The organism is Flavobacterium sp. FlaQc-47 (genome assembly GCF_044006475.1).
GTDB lineage: Bacteria > Bacteroidota > Bacteroidia > Flavobacteriales > Flavobacteriaceae > Flavobacterium.
In genome coordinates this window covers 136898-154210 of the sequence record NZ_JBIPCQ010000002.1, presented here as the reverse complement: position 1 = coordinate 154210, position 17313 = coordinate 136898, and the positions used below count along the sequence as shown (strand labels likewise).

Below are 17313 nucleotides of genomic sequence, written 5' to 3'. Positions count from 1 at the left end.
CTTTTATAAGCGATTATTAAAATTCAAAATTGAATCCTTTTTCAGTAAGTTTTTTATAAATAGCCGAATCAAACTGGTACAATTTTGCTGCTCTGTGTGAAACATCTTGCTGTTTTTCATCAAGCGCAACTAATAACTTCATGTGCAGAATTTTTCGGCGGAAATTAGATTTGTCCATTTCAATTCCTAAAACTTCCTCATATAAATGCATCAATTGTAGTAAAGTAAATTTTTCAGGCAAAAGATTAAAACCTATCGGAGCCTGACGAACTCTATTACGAAGATGCTGTAAACTATAAGATAAAATTTCGTTATGATCGTAAATCAAATCCGGAATGCTATTTATTTTGTACCATTTTGCATCAGCAGCAGTAAAACCGGCTTTAATATTATAATCTTCTCGTTTTACAAGCGCATAATAACCAATCGTAATAACGCGTCGAAGCGGGAAACGGTCCGGATCTCCAAAAGCTTTTAACTGCTCCAGATAAATATTATCAAGACCCGTAAGTTCGTTCAATAAACGATGGGCGGCATCATCAGTACTTTCTTTTTTATAGATCCAACCTCCCGGAAGTCCCCATTTTCCTTTACTGATTCCTTCTCCGTGCTGTACCAAAAGTACCTCTAAACTTCCTTTATCAAAACCAAATATCACACAGTCAATCGTGATCGCGTTCATTGCGGTTGGCTCATTTTTTAAAGCCGAATCGTCCTCTACATTTTTAACCATATGCTATTTAAATTTTGACAAATTAAATAAATAAAATGAATAGTAGCCTTTATAAAAGCTTTATATTTTTTTTAACGGAATAATTTTCTGACAATCAATTGTTTGTGATTTGCTTGAAAAAGCTGTTCTAAAATAATAATTCTTAAACCACTGATTGTCAAATTGCTAATTCGTTATTTTTTTGATATTTTTTTTGGCTGTTTAAACCAATATATTATTGTATTCATAAAAATCACATTCCAATAATCAGAATCGAAAAAAAATAACCCTAATATTTTGTTAATATAGAAAAAATGTTTTACACTTGTAGTCAAAATAACCATAAGATAAGTTCAATTTGACTATAAGTTGAAAAGGGACAAAGTTATAACTAAATAAAAAGTACCACAAATGTTTTTTTTAGGAATAGATTTAGGAAGCTCTTCGATAAAATTATCAGTGTTTGATCCTGAAAAAGGAACAACTATTGGAGCCGTTAGCGTTCCTGATTTTGAAATGCCAATTATTGCTCAGGAATTTGGCTGGGCAGAACAAGATCCTGAATCATGGTGGCAATTTGTAAAAGACGGAATCAAACAATTAGGTTCAAAATCTAATATTGATTTAAAAAAAATTGCAGGAATTGGGATTGCGTATCAAATGCACGGTTTGGTTTTAACCGATGAAAATTTGAATCCCGTTCGTTCTTCGATTATTTGGTGTGACAGTCGTGCAGCGATTATCGGAGATGAAATTTATGATCAGATTGGTGCTGAAAATTGTCAAAAACAAATTTTGGGAAGTCCGGGAAATTTTACCGCTTCAAAACTAAAATGGGTAAAAGACAATCAGCCGGAAGTTTTCGCAAAAGCAAAATACATGATGCTTCCGGGAGATTTTATTGCTGCCAAATTATCGAAAGTCGCACAAATAAGCACTTCAGGATTATCAGAAGCCGCACTTTGGAACTTCTCCGAAGGAAAACTGGCGACAGAAATCCTTTCCCAGATGGGATTATCATCAGATATTGTTCCTGAAATTGTTTCAAATTTTGGGATTCAGGCGACTATTCACTCAGACATTGCACAAGAATTAGGATTAAATCCTGATGCAAAAATAACATACAGAGCGGGAGATCAGCCTAACAATGCATTGTCATTGAATGTTTTGAAACCGGGCGAAATTGCTACAACAGCCGGAACTTCAGCGGTAGTTTACGCCGTGAGCGATCAGGATGCTTACGACAAACAAAACAGAATCAATACTTTTTTACACGTCAATAATACGGAAGGCGAAAAACGAAATGGCGTAATGCTGTGCATTAACGGTTCTGGGATTTTATACCAATGGTTGCGAAAAATCATGTCGGTTGACAGAACTGAATTAATTGCGTACGAAAAATTAAATGCCGAAGCTGCAAAAGTAGCAGCAGGAAGTAACGGACTTCGTTTTTACCCTTTCGGAAATGGTGTTGAACGTATTTTTAATAACAAAAATGCAACATCGGGAATCCAGAATTTAAATTTCAACATTCATCAGCCATCTCATTTAGTGCGTGCTGCCTGTGAAGGAATTGTGTTTGCCATGAATTATGGTTTTGATGTAATGAAAGAAGTTGGAGTTTCCGGAACTGTAGTTCGCGCAGGAAATTCGAACTTGTTTTTGAGTCCGGTTTTCAGGGAAATTTTTACTAATACAACCCAAACAACTTTAGAATTATACAATACTTCAGGGGCCGAAGGTGCTGCAAGAGGTGCTGCTTACGGTTTAGGGTTTTATAATTCGCTTGACGAAGCTTTCGCAGGACTGCAATGTTTAGACCGAATAGAACCCAGCAAAATTCTGACAAGTCAATATCAGGATTTATATCAGGAATGGAAAAATCAAATTAAAATAGAACAATAATAATAGTAATAATGAGCACAACTAATCAATATTTTAAAAACATCGACACAATTAAGTTCGAAGGCAGAGAAAGTGATAATCCGTTAGCGTTTAAATGGTACGATGAAAATCGTGTTATTGCGGGAAAAACATTAAAAGAGCATTTGCGCTTTTCAATGGCTTACTGGCATACGCTGTGTAATACGGGAGGAGATCCGTTTGGGGCTTCGACTGAAACTTTTTCCTGGGATAAAAATGAAAATGCAATTTTGAGAGCCAAAGACAAAATGGATGCGGCTTTTGAATTCATGACAAAGTTAGGTTTGCCATATTACTGTTTTCACGATGTTGATGTGGTGGATGATGCGCCAACATTAGCAGAATTTGAAACGCGTATTCAGACAATGGTTGAATATGCAAAACAAAAACAACAAGAGTCAGGCATTAAATTGTTGTGGGGAACCTCTAACTTATTCAGTAATCCCCGTTATATGAATGGTGCGGCAACTAACCCAAATTTTGATGTTTTGGCGTATGCCGGAGCTCAGGCAAAAATCGCAATCGATGCTACTATTGCATTAGGTGGTGAGAATTATGTTTTCTGGGGAGGTCGTGAAGGATATATGAGTTTGTTAAATACAGACATGAAAAGAGAACTCGACCATTTAGGAAGATTCTTAAATACTTGTAAAGATTATGCCCGTAAAGAAGGTTTTAAAGGAAACTTCCTTATCGAACCAAAACCTATGGAACCTACAAAACATCAATATGATTATGATGCAGCAACTTCATTAGGATTTATTAATAAATACGGACTTCAAAATGATTTCAAATTAAATCTTGAAGTAAACCACGCAACGCTTGCAGGACATTCATTTGAACATGAATTACAAGTTGCCGTTGATGCAGGAATGTTAGGAAGCATTGATGCAAACCGCGGAGATTACCAAAATGGCTGGGATACAGACCAATTCCCAATTAATATTCAGGAAGTTACACAAGCTATGTTAGTTATTCTTGAAGGTGGTGGAATTCAGGGCGGAGGAGTAAACTTTGATGCAAAAGTGAGAAGAAATTCAATCGATTTAGAAGATAAATTTATTGCTCATATTTCAGGAATGGATGTTTTTGCGAGAGGATTAATCTGTGCAGATCACATACTACAAAATACAGATTACAAAAAATTGCGTACGCAGCGTTACAGTTCATTTGACGGTGGAAACGGAGCGAAGTTCGAAAACGGAGAATTATCTCTTGAAGATCTGAGCAAAATTGCCCGTGCAAGTGGAGAACCACAACCACTTAGTGGAAGACAGGAATTATTTGAACAAATTATTTCGAATGCATATTAATCAGGTAAGGTAACTAACTAAATTTTAAACCAATTTTTAACTATTATGAAAAGCAAATATTGTATTAAAACAACGCCGCTTTCGTTTTGTATGGCGCTGTTGCTTAGTGTATTCATGATGCAGTTCGGTTTTGCACAGGCGCAATCTACTGTAAGCGGAAATGTAACATCAGCAACCGATGGAATGGGTGTTCCCGGCGCAAGTGTTGCTGTCGAAGGAACAAAATCAGCTACAGTAACTGATTTTGACGGAAATTATAAAATCGAAGCAAAAGCAGGAGATGTATTATTAATCAGCTTTATTGGATACAAAACTCAAAAAGTAACGGTTGGAACTCAAAAAACAATCAATATTTCACTAAAAGAAGAAACATCTGAACTTAAAGAAATTGTAGTGATCGGTTACGGTACACAAAAGAAAAAGGTAAATACAGCTGCAACTTCATTAGTATCAGGAAAAGACATTCAAAATGTTGCCAGTCTTGATGTAGTAAATGCATTGCAGGGTCAGGCTTCAGGAGTAAATGTTACTTCGACTTCAGGACAACCGGGAGCAGGAATGGCAGTAAATATTCGTGGAGTGGGTACCGCAGGAAACAGCACACCGCTTTATGTAGTAGATGGTGTTGTGGTAGATAACGGAATTGGATATCTTGACCCATCGGCGATTGAAAGAATTGACGTTCTTAAAGATGCTTCTGCAGGATCTATTTATGGTGCAAGAGCAGCAAACGGAGTAATTTTGGTTACAACCAAAAAAGGAAAAGAAGGTAAAATTAATGTAGCTTTTAATACGTACACAGGTTTTCAGCAAGTAGCTAAAAAACTGGATTTATTAAACACTCAGGAATATACCACTATTATGAACGAAGCTCGTGTAAACTCTGGTTTAACACCTTTGTACACACAAGCTCAAATTGCGGCTTTCCCAAATCACGACTGGCAGAAAGATTTATTCAATAATGGCGCAATGAAACAAAATCACTCTCTTACAATTAGTGGTGGTGATAAAAAATCGACAATTTCTACAGGTTTATCGTATTACGGACAAGAAGGTTTAATTGGCGGAGTAACCAATCAGTCAGATTATAACCGTGTTACTTTCAATGTAAACTCAACTTCAGAAGTAATTGAAAATCATTTGAAAATTGGGGAAAACTTCTCCTTTGCAAACATTAAAAGTTCAGGAGTTGCAGATCAGGGAATTTACAGTAACGGAATCAGAAGTTTCTTAAACGCTGCACCAATTGATGCTGCTTATGATGCAAACGGAGATTTCGCTCATTCGGTTATTTCTGCGGATATCAGTAATCCATTAGGATCACTTTACTACAATAACTTCAACGAAACTAAATCGAACCGTTACGTAGGGAACATTTTTGCAGAATTAAAATTCTTAAAAGACTTTACCTACAGAACAAGTTTTGGTGTTGATATGACCGACAGTAACTACCGTTCATTCAGACCGGTTTATTCTCTTTCTTCAAATGACAATAATACAGTTTCAAGTGTGACACAAAACTCAACTAAATCATTAGGATGGATTTTTGAAAACACAATTCAGTATAAAACCACAGTTGCCGGAGCACATAACTTTGATGTATTAGTAGGAACTTCTGCTAAAAAAAATACGTCTGACTTTATGGAAGCAACAGGAAGAAACTTAACTTTTGATGATTTTGCACACGCTTATTTAAGCAATGCTACAGATCAAACCTCAAATACAGTTAAAGGAAACCGTGCAGATTATGCGATTCAATCGTACTTTGGACGTTTGTTATACGATTACAATAACAAATATTTATTTACGGCAACCATTAGAAGAGACGGTTCATCAAACTTTGCAGATTCAAACAGATACGGAAATTTCCCATCAGTTTCTGCAGGTTGGAACGTAGACAAGGAAAGCTTCTTCCCGGAAAATAAAGTAGTAAGCAATCTTAAATTAAGAGCAAGCTGGGGACAAAATGGTAACGACCAGATTCCGGCATTCTCTTATATGTCAACAATTAGTTCTTACAACAAAAACTATCATTTTGGTACAGGCGATGAAACATTGCAAACAGGTTCAAGCCCGGATCAACTTTCAAACCGTAACTTAAAATGGGAAACATCAGAACAATTAGATTTTGGTTTTGATGCTACATTGTTCACTAATTTTACTTTAACGTTTGATTATTACGATAAAAAAACAAAAGACTGGTTGGTTCTTGCTTCAATCCCAACATATGCTGGTGCAACTGCTCCTTATATTAATGGTGGAGATATTAGCAATAAAGGTGTTGAGCTTGCACTTGCTTACCGAACAAATTTCGGGAAAGACTGGAGTTTCTCTGTAAACGGAAACATTTCTCATAACGAAAATGAAGTTTTAAGAGTTGCCAACAGTGAAGGAATTATTCACGGAGAAACCAACTTATTGTTTCAGGGAACAGATGAAATGAACCGTGTTGAAGTAGGACAGCCAATAGGTTATTTCTACGGATTAAAAACTGCCGGGATTTTCCAGAATGCTGGTGAAGTTGCTGCGGGTGTACAACCTAATGCAGTTCCCGGAGATGTTCGTTTTGTAGATTTAAACGGCGACGGAAAAATTGATGCAGATGATAAAACTAAAATCGGAAATCCAAATCCTGATTTTACATATGGTTTAAATTTCGACCTTTCATACAAAGCATTCGACTTGTCTATTTATACCTATGGAGTAGCAGGAAGTCAAAACGTTTTTGGTATTCACGACCCAACTCGTGCCTACACCAATAACACCACAGATGTTTTAAACAGATGGACTACAGAAGGAAGTTCAAACAAAGTACCAAGAGTTACTTACGGAGCAGATACAAATGGGAACTACACAAAATTCTCTGATTTATATGTTCAAAATGCAGATTTCTACAGAATTAAAAGTGCCACTATTGGATGTGACTTAACAAAATTAACAAACAAGTTAGCCTTCTTTAGCAAATTCAGATTGTATGTAGCAGCAAATAACCTGTTCACGTTTACAAAATATCAGGGAATGGATCCTGAAATTGGATTTGGAAACACAAACAGAGATAGCAGCGGTAACTTAACTCAGCCATGGGCAAAAGGAATTGACGTAGGTTATTATCCACAGCCAAGAACCTACATGATGGGTCTTAATGTTAACTTTTAAATTATGAAAACGATGAAAACATATATAAAATTATTTGCTGTTTCAAGCTTGTTCGTTTTAGGAGCTTGTTCCACTGATTTTTTAGACACAGAACCTTCTACAATTAAGGTAGAAGAGAATTTTTATAAAACTCCCAATGATGCTTATCAGGGATTAGTTGCCATTTATGATGTATTGCAGCGTGAAGCTTACGGCGGACCATTATTGATTAGCGAGCAGGCATCTGATGACTGTTTTGGAGGATACGGAGTTGCAGATGCACAGGCAGATGTTGAATGGGATCGTTTTTTATTCGTGACCAATAAAGACATGAATACTGATGTTTGGAAAAACTCTTATTTAGGAATTTACAGAGCAAACATTTTATTGGCAAACCTGGATAAAATCAATTGGGGCGCTGATCCTGCATTAAAAACAAGATACGAAGCAGAAGCTCGTTTTTTAAGAGCACACTTCCATTTTCAGGCAGCAAAAATGTTTGGAGATATCGTTCCTTTAGATCACATTATTACATCTGGTGAATTTCAATTGCCAAGACAAGCCGCTGAGGTAACTTATGCTTTAATTGCTAATGATTTAAAATTTGCTTCAGATAATTTGAACAATGACAATTACTCACAAAAAGGAAATGCAAATTACGGTCGTATCACAAAATGGGCTGCCGAAGCCTATTTAGCAAGAACATTTTTATTCTACACTGATTATTACAAAAAAGCTGACTTAGCCGGAGTAGTAACAAAAGCACAAGCTACAGCTTATATTAATGATGTGGTGAGTAATAGCGGACACGGTTTAGTAGCTGATTTTGCTAATCTTTGGTTAGCCGCTTCTTTTGAAAATTTTGTTGGAGAAGACAATACCGAAATGGTTTGGGCAGTACGCTTTAACGGATCAGGAAAAGGAAACTGGGCTTTAAATGAAGGAAACCGTTTTCAGGTAAATATTGCACCTCGTGGAGGATCAATTGGTAAATATGCAACAGGTTGGGGTGGAGCAACAGTAAACCCAAAATTGTACAATGCATACGAAACCGGAGATACACGTAGAGATGCAACAATTATAGATTTTGCCGGAGAAGGTTTAAACTTTAATGCCGAAGCCAGAGAACAACGTCAATATACCGGATATTCATGGAAAAAATATTGCCCGATTACAGATGCAGCAGGAACAGCAATTGTAGAAACTAACGGAGGAAATTTTCAAATTGACAACTATCAGGATTACGCTATTATTCGTTATGCAGATGTTTTATTAATGGCTGCCGAATTGAATTTAGGTACAAATAATGCATTGGCTCAAGCCGATTTAGATAAAGTTCGTGACCGTGCTTTTAAAAATACAGCACACAGAGTAACAGTTTCAAAAACAGTTATTATGAATGAGCGTCGTTTAGAATTAGCACTTGAAGGACAACGTTATTTTGATCTAATCAGACAAGGTGTTGATGTAGCAAAAGCTGCAATAGACAATTCAGCAGCTGATGCGCAGTTTAATGTAACTTTTAGAACAGAAACTTTGGGTTGGTTACCATTACCACAATCTCAAATTGTACTTTCTAATGGAACTATTCAACAAAATCCAGGTTGGTAATTAACTCAAAACAATTGATTATGAAACGAATATTATATATAGCAATAGCTGCAATAACCATAGGCTCAGGATTATTTTCATGCGAGCCTGCAGAAGATCGTGACAGCTTGCCGGCTCTAAGTTTAACACCTGAAACAATTAAGTTTTCGGTAAAACAAAGTACGGCAAATGAAAACGAAGTAATTTTAAAAAATGAAGATCCAAGTGTTATTGCATATTGGAGATACGTTGACGCAAATGGTAACGAATTAGGACATTCGAACAAAAGTGAGGATCAGGTTGTTTTCCCTTTCGCAGGTAAATACACCGTTTATTACACTGCTTATGCAAGAGGTGGTTCTGTAGATGCCGCTCCGGTTGTAATTAATGTTTCTAAAAATGATGAAACCTATTTTAGAGACCCAAAATGGACAATGTTAACTAACGGAGTTGCAGGTAAAACATGGGTTTTAGATTTTATTGATCCTGTAGGATGGGCTGGATTGGATTTTCCTGAAAATCCAAAAGGGAAAGATTACTGGAACTGGTTTCCGGATTATGCAAGTAATTCATGGGTTATGCCAAATAAAAACTGGGGAGAAATGCATTTCGACCTAAACGGAGGTTATAACACAACTGTAAAACAAACCGCTCTGGCTACAGATGCACAAACTTCAAAAACAGGAACATATTCATTTGATATTACCAATAATAAATTAGCCTTTAATGGTGGAGTAGAATTGCTTTACGGAGGAGATTATCACGGAGATGTTACAACCTGGAATAGTGTAAAAGTTGTAGAACTTACTGCAACATCATTAAGATTAGCAGTAATTAGAGATAAAAGCAGAACTGGTGAAGGAGTTGCTTTGATCGTTTTTCATTACAAGCCAAAACCGTAATTACTTAAAGATATAAAACTGCCGGTAAGGGATTGGTAAAATCACTTATCGGTATGTTTATATTCGTTTTTTAAATAATAAAATCCTCTCGAAATGAAGAATAACAGAAAATACTTAAATAGTGGATTACCACTATTAATGCTAATCGGAATTATCTTGTTGGGTTCATGCAGCAAAAAAGAAGACGCTTTCGACAACCGAAAAGTTTCTTTCAATTCAGACTGGAGTTTTCACTTAAACGACAGCATAACAGACAATGATACTATTGGAACTTCCACCAAATGGAGAACTTTGAATGTTCCTCATGATTGGAGCGTTGAAGGAAAGTTTGACGAAAAAAGTCCTGCAGGATATGGAGGCGGAGCACTTAACGGAGGTTTAGGATGGTACAAAAAAACATTTAAAGTGGCTGAGGAAGACAGCACAAAAGTAACTTCGATTATTTTCGACGGTGTTTACAAAGACAGCGAAGTATGGGTAAACGGACATTATTTAGGAAAACGTCCAAACGGATATATTGGTTTTCAATATGATATGTCGCCGTATTTAAATTACGGAGACAAAAACAATGAAATTATTGTAAAGGTTGACAATTCAAAACAACCCAACTCACGCTGGTATTCAGGATCAGGAATTTTTAGAAATGTCTGGATCGAAACCACTAATAAATTACACGTTGCACAATGGGGAACTTATGTGACAACACCAAAAGTTACGGCTCAAAAAGCTTCGGTAAGTTTTGAAACAACTATTCAGAATCAAAACAAAACATCAAAAAAAGCAATCGTAACTACAACTATTTTTAAAGAAGATACTAAAGTAACATCGGTTACTCAAAATATAACGATTGGTGCAAATGCCAATCAAATCATCAAGCAAGAAACTCAAGTCGAAAACCCCATTTTATGGTCTGTAGAAAAACCTGAACTGTACACAGTAGTAACAGAGATTTCAGTAGATGATAAAATTGTAGATCAATACAAAACCAGTTTAGGAATCAGAGATTTTAAGTTTGATCTTGATAAAGGTTTTATCCTTAACGGAAAACAAGTAAAAATAAAAGGAGTTTGTTTACATCACGATTTAGGTCCGCTGGGTTCCGCAATTAATACGCGCGCCATCGAACGACAATTGGAAATCATGAAAGAAATGGGCGTAAACGGAATCAGAACTTCTCATAATCCGCCTGCTCCGGAACTTTTAGACCTTTGCGATAAAATGGGTTTCATTGTCATGGATGAAGCATTTGACATGTGGAAACAAACCAAAACCAAATACGATTACGGAAACGATTGGGACAAATGGCACAAAAAAGATTTAACAGATCAATTGCTGCGCGACCGTAATCATCCAAGTATTTTTGTTTGGAGTATTGGTAATGAAATTCCGGAACAATGGAATGAAGATGGCGTAAAAATCGCAAAAGAATTAGCGGCAATTACGCGTCAGTACGACAAAACACGTCCGTTAACTGCAGCGATGAATCCGCCGGTAAACATGAATATTGATGCTGTAACGTTACAATTTGAAAAGAATAATGTTCAAATTAATCCACTTGCCGCATCTGGAGTTTTAGATTTAATTGGTTACAATTATGCGCATCAAACGTATGAACATCATAAAAAGAATTTTCCAAATACGCCATTCATTGCAACCGAAACCACTTCAGGTTTACAAACCCGCGGGTATTACGATGCAGTTTCAGATACTATTAAAAAATGGCCGGTAAGATGGGATCTTAAATTTACCGAAGGAAATCGAAACAATACAGTTTCAGCTTACGATCAGGTACAAACACCTTGGGGATCAACGCATGAAGCAACCTGGAAAGTGATTAAAAAACATGATTTCCTTTCCGGAATGTATATCTGGACAGGTTTCGATTATATTGGAGAACCAACTCCGTACGAATGGCCGTCAATCAGTTCGTATTTCGGAATTGTGGATTTAGCCGGTTTCCCAAAAGATGTCTATTATATGTACCAAAGCGAATGGACAGACAAAACAGTTCTGCACATTTTTCCGCATTGGAACTGGAAATCAGGGCAAACCGTAGACGTTTGGGCCTATTACAATAAAGCCGATGAGGTGGAGCTTTTCCTTAACGGAAAATCAGTTGGAGTTCGAAGTAAAAAAGGAGATGATTTACACGTCATGTGGAGAATTCCTTTTCAAGCCGGAACCCTAAAAGCGATTTCCCGTAAAGACGGAAAAACAGTTCTGGAAACCGAAATCAAAACAGCAGGAAATCCATCAAATTTAAAACTAACAGCAGACAGAAACACCATCAAAGCCGATGGAAATGATCTTTCGTTTGTAACCGTTGATATTTTAGACGAAAAAGGAACTTTGGCTCCAAACGCAAACAACGAAATCAATTTCTCCCTAAAAGGAAACGGAAAAATCGTAGGAGTTTGCAGCGGAGATCCCGTAAGTCATGAATCGTACAAAGGTTCAAAACATACCGCGTTAAACGGAAAATGTTTGGTAATTATTCAGTCTGACACTAAAACCGGAAGATTAGAATTAACCGCTAAAGCGAATGGATTAAAACCTTCGACAATTGTAATTACAGCAGAATAACCACTATAAACAAACTAAAAAAGACACAATGAAAAAAATACAGATAGCCTCATTATCTCTATTCATGGGTTTTGGATTGTTGCTTTCGCCAAAAGCGTCTGCACAAATTCAGAACGCCGATGTGCTTAATGCTCCGATAGATATCAGCAAGGATTTTCAGAATTATCTGAACACCTTTTATTTTGCCGATGAACTTACAGGTTTTGATCCTGCAACAGGAAAAGGAACCATAAAATATCTGAGATACAACTATAAAACCCGTCAGGCTTTCAACAATATGATGATGAAACCGGATGTAGTTCCTGCAAACGAATTTCCAACGACAGAATATCAGGAATCTCCTGAATTGCCGTTCCAGATTCAGTTTGTATCCGATAGAACTATCAGAATCAAAACCACTTCAGGACCACAATTTCATCCTGAAAAAGAATCTTTAATGTTGATTAATGGTGTTGCACCCAATCATCCTGAATTATGGAAATATTCTAAAATTGAAGGTGGTCATAGTTATACCAGTAAACATGGAAGAGTAGAAATTTTGACAAAACCCTGGCACGTAAAAATTTACGATGAAACTGGAAAATTATTGACAAGTACACTTCATGATTCTGATTTCAAAAACACCTATACACCAACACTTCCGTTCTCGTATGTGCGCAGAAACAGCGATTATTCAAGAAGTATGGGCGCAGCTTTTAGCTTAGAACCGGACGAAAAAATCTTTGGTTGTGGAGAATCCTTCACGCAATTCAACAAACGCGGACAAAAAGTAGTTTTATGGACGGATGACGCGAACGGAATCCAGAATGAAACGATGTACAAACCGATTCCGTTTTACATGAGCAGCCGTGGTTATGGCGTTTTCATGCACCATTCAACACCAATTACAGTTGACTTTGGGAAATATTTTTCAAGTGCAAACGAAATGTATATTGGAGATGATGAAGCTGATTTATTTTTCTTCATTGGAGAACCAAAAGATATTTTAGACCAATACACAGATTTGACAGGAAAAGCAGCAATGCCACCACTTTGGTCGTTTGGTTTCTGGATGAGCCGAATCACGTATTTTTCTGAAAAAGAAGGACGTCAGGTAGCCAAAGATTTACGTAAATATAAAATTCCAACAGATGTAATTCACTTTGATACAGGTTGGTTTGATGTAGACTGGAGAAACAATTATGAGTTCTCAAAAGACCGTTTTCCGGATGCTCAAAAAATGATGTCGGATTTAAAAGACGATGGTTTTCAGGTTTGTTTATGGCAATTGCCGTATTTTTCACCAAAGAATACGTTGTTTAATGAAATCATGGATAAAAATTTAGCCGTAAGAGATCGTAAAGGAAATCTTCCGTATGAAGATGCAGTTCTCGATTTCTCAAATCCTGAAACCGTAACATGGTATCAGGCAAAACTGAAGCATCTATTCGATCAGGGCGTTGCCGTTTTTAAAGTTGATTTTGGAGAAGCAGCACCGCCAGACGGAATTTACCATTCAGGAAGAACAGGTTTCTACGAACACAATTTATACCCATTAAGATATAATAAGGCTGTAGCCGAAATTACTCAAAAAGAAAAAGGTTATACTTTAATCTGGGCAAGAAGTACCTGGGCAGGATCACAGCGTTACCCGTTACATTGGGGAGGAGATTCTGAAACCACAAATGGTGCAATGTCAGCAGAGTTACGTGGCGGACTTTCATTAGGATTAAGCGGATTCAGTTTCTGGAGTCATGATGTGGGAGGATTTGCAACAAAATCACCGGAAAATTTATACAGAAGATGGGCACCTTTCGGAATGTTTACATCACACGTAAGAAGCCACGGCGAACCTCCGCGCGAACCTTGGTTGTACAGCAAAGAATTCTTAGAAGGATTTAGAAAAGCAGATAATATGCGTTACGAATTAATGCCATATATCTACGCTCAGGCAAAAGAAAGTTCTCAAAAAGGATTGCCAATGATGCGTGCTTTATTTTTAGAATATCCAAATGATCCCGGAGCGTGGTTAGTCGATAACGAGTATTTATTTGGTTCAAGTATCTTAGTTGCACCGCTTTTTGAAGAAGTGACAGAAAGAGATGTTTATCTTCCGGAAGGAACCTGGATTGATTACCAAACCAAAAAAGTTTACCAATCCGGCTGGCATAAAATCAAAGCCGGAGAAGTACCAATCGTAGTTTTAGTAAAAGACGGAACAGCTTTGCCCCACATCGCTTTGGCACAATCTACAAAAGACATGGATTGGAGTAAATTAACGTTGAAAGTATATGCAAGTGATAAAACAACTTCGGCGACAGCCAAAGTATTTTTACCGGATGGAGATACAGTGCAAGAAATAAAAGTAACCAAAAACGGAAACAATTTTGACGTAACTACAAACCCACTTCAAGGAAAAACGACTCTAAAAACAGAGTGGATAAAATAAAAAAGGTTTGCCACGAATTGCACGAATTATCACGAATTAAATTAGTGTAATTCGTGGTAAGACAAAAGCAAAAGATTAAAAGAATTACAAATTAAAAAATCTGCTTAAATCTGCAGAATCTGCGTGAAAAAATAATTAGTGTAAATTAGTGTAATTCGTGGCAAGACAAAAGCCAAAGATTAAAAGAATTACAAATTAAAAAATCTGCTTATATCTGCAGAATCTGCGTGAAAAAATAATTAGTGTAAATTAGTGTAATTCGTGGCAAGACAAAAGCCAAAGATTAAAAGAATTACAAATTAAAAAATCTGCTCAATCTGCAGAATCTGCGTGAAAAAATAAACACATAGAAACATAGATTTTTGATTGTGAATAAAAGAAAATAAAAAGAAACTAGTTTCTCACACATAGTACTATGTTTGTTTAAACTAGTGAAACGCCTTTTTTGAAGTTTCCAATGAGCTATGATTCTATGTGTTAAAAAAAATTAAGGCACAGATTAAAGAGTTACAAAAGAATAAAATCTGCTCAATCTGCGTGAAAAAATAATTCGAGAAAATTTGTGCAATTCGTGGCAAAAAAAAACATCCCAACAGGATAAAAAATAAGTTTTAGTTTAGTTTTAAATCGGATGAAGTTTTGAGCGCATCATCCGATTTATTTGAGAATTCAAGAAAAAATATCATGAAAAAAAACCTAGTACTTTCAGCCGTATTACTATCCATTACGATTGGATACAGTCAGAAAAATAAAAATGCTTACGAATTGGCTTCACCAAACGGGCAAAACAAAATCAAATTTGAGTTAGTGAAAAACGCTCCAAAATATGCTGTTTCACACGGAAAAACCGAAGTGATTACACCATCAGACATGGGGTTTTTACTAAAAGGAAATGAAAATTTAAGTTCTGATTTTGATATCAAAAGCGTAAAAAATACTTCTTTTGATGAAACCTGGGAACAAGTTTGGGGAGAAAAGAAAAACATCAGAAACCATTACAATCAGCTTTCTGTTCAATTACAACAAAAAAGCGGAAACAAACGTAAATTAGAAATTCAGTTTCGTGCATTTGATGACGGAATCGCTTTTCGATACGTATATCCAAAACAAAGTGTAAAAGACAGTATTTTCATTATGGATGAAAAAACGACTTTTAACCTAAAAGAAGATGGAAAAGCATGGTGGATTCCGGCAAACAGAGAAAACCGTGACGAATATCTTTTTAAAGATGCTCCCGTAAGTACACTTGATACCGTTTTGACTCCGTTAACGATAGAAAGCAAAAGCGGATTAGCCTTGAGTTTTCACGAAGCAAATCTGGTAGATTTTGCCAGTATGACATTGGTAAACACAACCGGAACTCAGCTTAAATCTGATTTAGTGCCGTGGGCAGATGGCGTGAAAGTTCGTGTAAAAGATACGTTTACTTCTTCTTGGAGAACGCTTCAGATTGGAGAAACTCCGGCAGATTTAATCACGTCATATTTGATTTTAAATCTAAATGATCCAAACAAATTAAAAAACGCTACCAGTTATTTCAAACCATACAAATACTTCGGAATTTGGTGGGGAATGCACATTGGGAAATATACTTTTTGGGAAAGCGACAAACAAGGCGCAACAACCAAACATGCCGAGGAATATATTGACTTCACGGCAAAAGAAGGATTTCATCATTTATTGATCGAAGGTTGGAATAAAGGCTGGACACCGGCTTGGTACGAAAACCACATGCACATGTTTAGTTTTACAAAAAGTGCAGACAATTTTGACTTAGAAAAAGTAGTAGAGTACGGAAACAAAAAAGGCGTAGCATTAATTGGTTACCATGAAACAGGATCTAACTTAATTAATTACTTAAAAGAAGTGGACGAAGGATTTGCTTTGTATAAAAAACTAGGAATGCATTCGGTTAAAATTGGACACGTCGGTTCCAAATTAAATATGAAAGAAAATCACTTCGGACAATTTGGGGTGAATTATTTCAGATACATTTTAGAAAAAGCAGCGCAGTATGATTTAGCCGTTTTATACCATGAATCTATAAAAGATACCGGAGAAAGAAGAACTTTCCCGAACATGGTTTCGAGAGAAGCAGCACGCGGACAGGAATACAATGCTTGGAGCGAAGGAAATCCGCCAAATCACTTAACGATTCTTCCGTTTACAAGATTGCTTTCAGGACCAATGGACTTTACACCTGGAATTTTTGATGTTGAGGTAAAACAAGGTTTCCCTGGAAAAAGAGTTCACGGAACGGCAGCACAGCAATTAGCATTATACGTAACGATTTATGCACCAATCCAGATGATGGCCGATCTTCCTGAAAATTATGAAGGAAAACCAGCATTACAATTCTTAAAAGATGTTCCAACAGATTGGGATGACACAAAAGTACTAGAAGGAAAAATTGGCGAATATATTACAACCGTTCGTAAAGACAGAAGCAGTGCCGATTGGTATTTAGGAACAATCACAAACGAAAAAGCAAGAGATGTAAACGTTTCGCTATCATTTTTAGATCCAAATGCAACTTACGAAGCTCAGATTTATGCTGACGCAGAAGGAACAGATGAAACGCATAATCCATCTGCAATAGCCATTTCTAAGAAAACTGTAAAAGCTTCAGATTCACTAAAATTACATTTAGGCGGAGCAGGAGGAACAGCAATTAGATTTAAAAAGTTGTAATTTGAGATAGAAGTTAAATGTTAGACGTTAGATGTC

Annotated in this window: 9 protein-coding genes; 8 read left to right on the top strand and 1 reads right to left on the bottom strand. The window is 36.5% G+C overall.

The genetic code is table 11. From position 1 onward, the window contains the following. Nucleotides 1-16: 16 nt before the first annotated feature. Complete coding sequence (locus tag ACHRVX_RS06725) at nt 17-733, bottom strand: NUDIX hydrolase (protein WP_395330536.1); 717 nt, start codon at nt 731-733, stop codon at nt 17-19. A 390-nt stretch (nt 734-1123) separates the two neighbouring features. On the opposite strand from ACHRVX_RS06725, the gene ACHRVX_RS06720 reads away from it, so the two are divergent. From ACHRVX_RS06720 to ACHRVX_RS06685, 8 genes are all read left to right on the top strand, one after another. Then, nucleotides 1124-2617 carry a xylulokinase gene (locus ACHRVX_RS06720; RefSeq protein ID WP_395330534.1) on the top strand — a complete coding sequence of 498 codons (1494 nt, stop codon included), beginning with the start codon at nt 1124-1126 and terminating at the stop codon, nt 2615-2617. A gap of 11 nt (nt 2618-2628) precedes the next feature. Continuing rightward, a complete protein-coding gene (gene xylA / locus ACHRVX_RS06715) occupies nt 2629-3948 on the top strand; it encodes a xylose isomerase (protein WP_395330531.1) in 1320 nt (439 codons plus the stop codon). Between the two features lie 45 nt (nt 3949-3993). Continuing rightward, nucleotides 3994-7104, top strand: a complete 3111-nt coding sequence (locus ACHRVX_RS06710; RefSeq protein WP_395330529.1) for a SusC/RagA family TonB-linked outer membrane protein — start codon at nt 3994-3996, stop codon at nt 7102-7104. A 12-nt stretch (nt 7105-7116) separates the two neighbouring features. Continuing rightward, on the top strand, nt 7117-8694 hold the full coding sequence (locus ACHRVX_RS06705) for a RagB/SusD family nutrient uptake outer membrane protein (protein ID WP_395330527.1): 1578 nt from the start codon (nt 7117-7119) through the stop codon (nt 8692-8694). Between the two features lie 20 nt (nt 8695-8714). After that, nucleotides 8715-9575: a hypothetical protein gene (locus tag ACHRVX_RS06700; RefSeq protein WP_395330525.1), complete on the top strand. Its 861-nt coding sequence runs from the start codon at nt 8715-8717 to the stop codon at nt 9573-9575. A gap of 93 nt (nt 9576-9668) precedes the next feature. Beyond that, nucleotides 9669-12158, top strand: a complete 2490-nt coding sequence (locus ACHRVX_RS06695; protein WP_395330523.1) for a glycoside hydrolase family 2 TIM barrel-domain containing protein — start codon at nt 9669-9671, stop codon at nt 12156-12158. Between the two features lie 28 nt (nt 12159-12186). After that, the gene (locus ACHRVX_RS06690) at nt 12187-14586 is read left to right on the top strand and encodes an alpha-xylosidase (RefSeq protein ID WP_395330521.1); all 2400 of its coding nucleotides are present in this window, start codon (nt 12187-12189) and stop codon (nt 14584-14586) included. A 684-nt stretch (nt 14587-15270) separates the two neighbouring features. Further along, on the top strand, nt 15271-17277 hold the full coding sequence (locus ACHRVX_RS06685; protein ID WP_395330519.1) for a glycoside hydrolase family 97 protein: 2007 nt from the start codon (nt 15271-15273) through the stop codon (nt 17275-17277). Nucleotides 17278-17313: the final 36 nt, after the last annotated feature.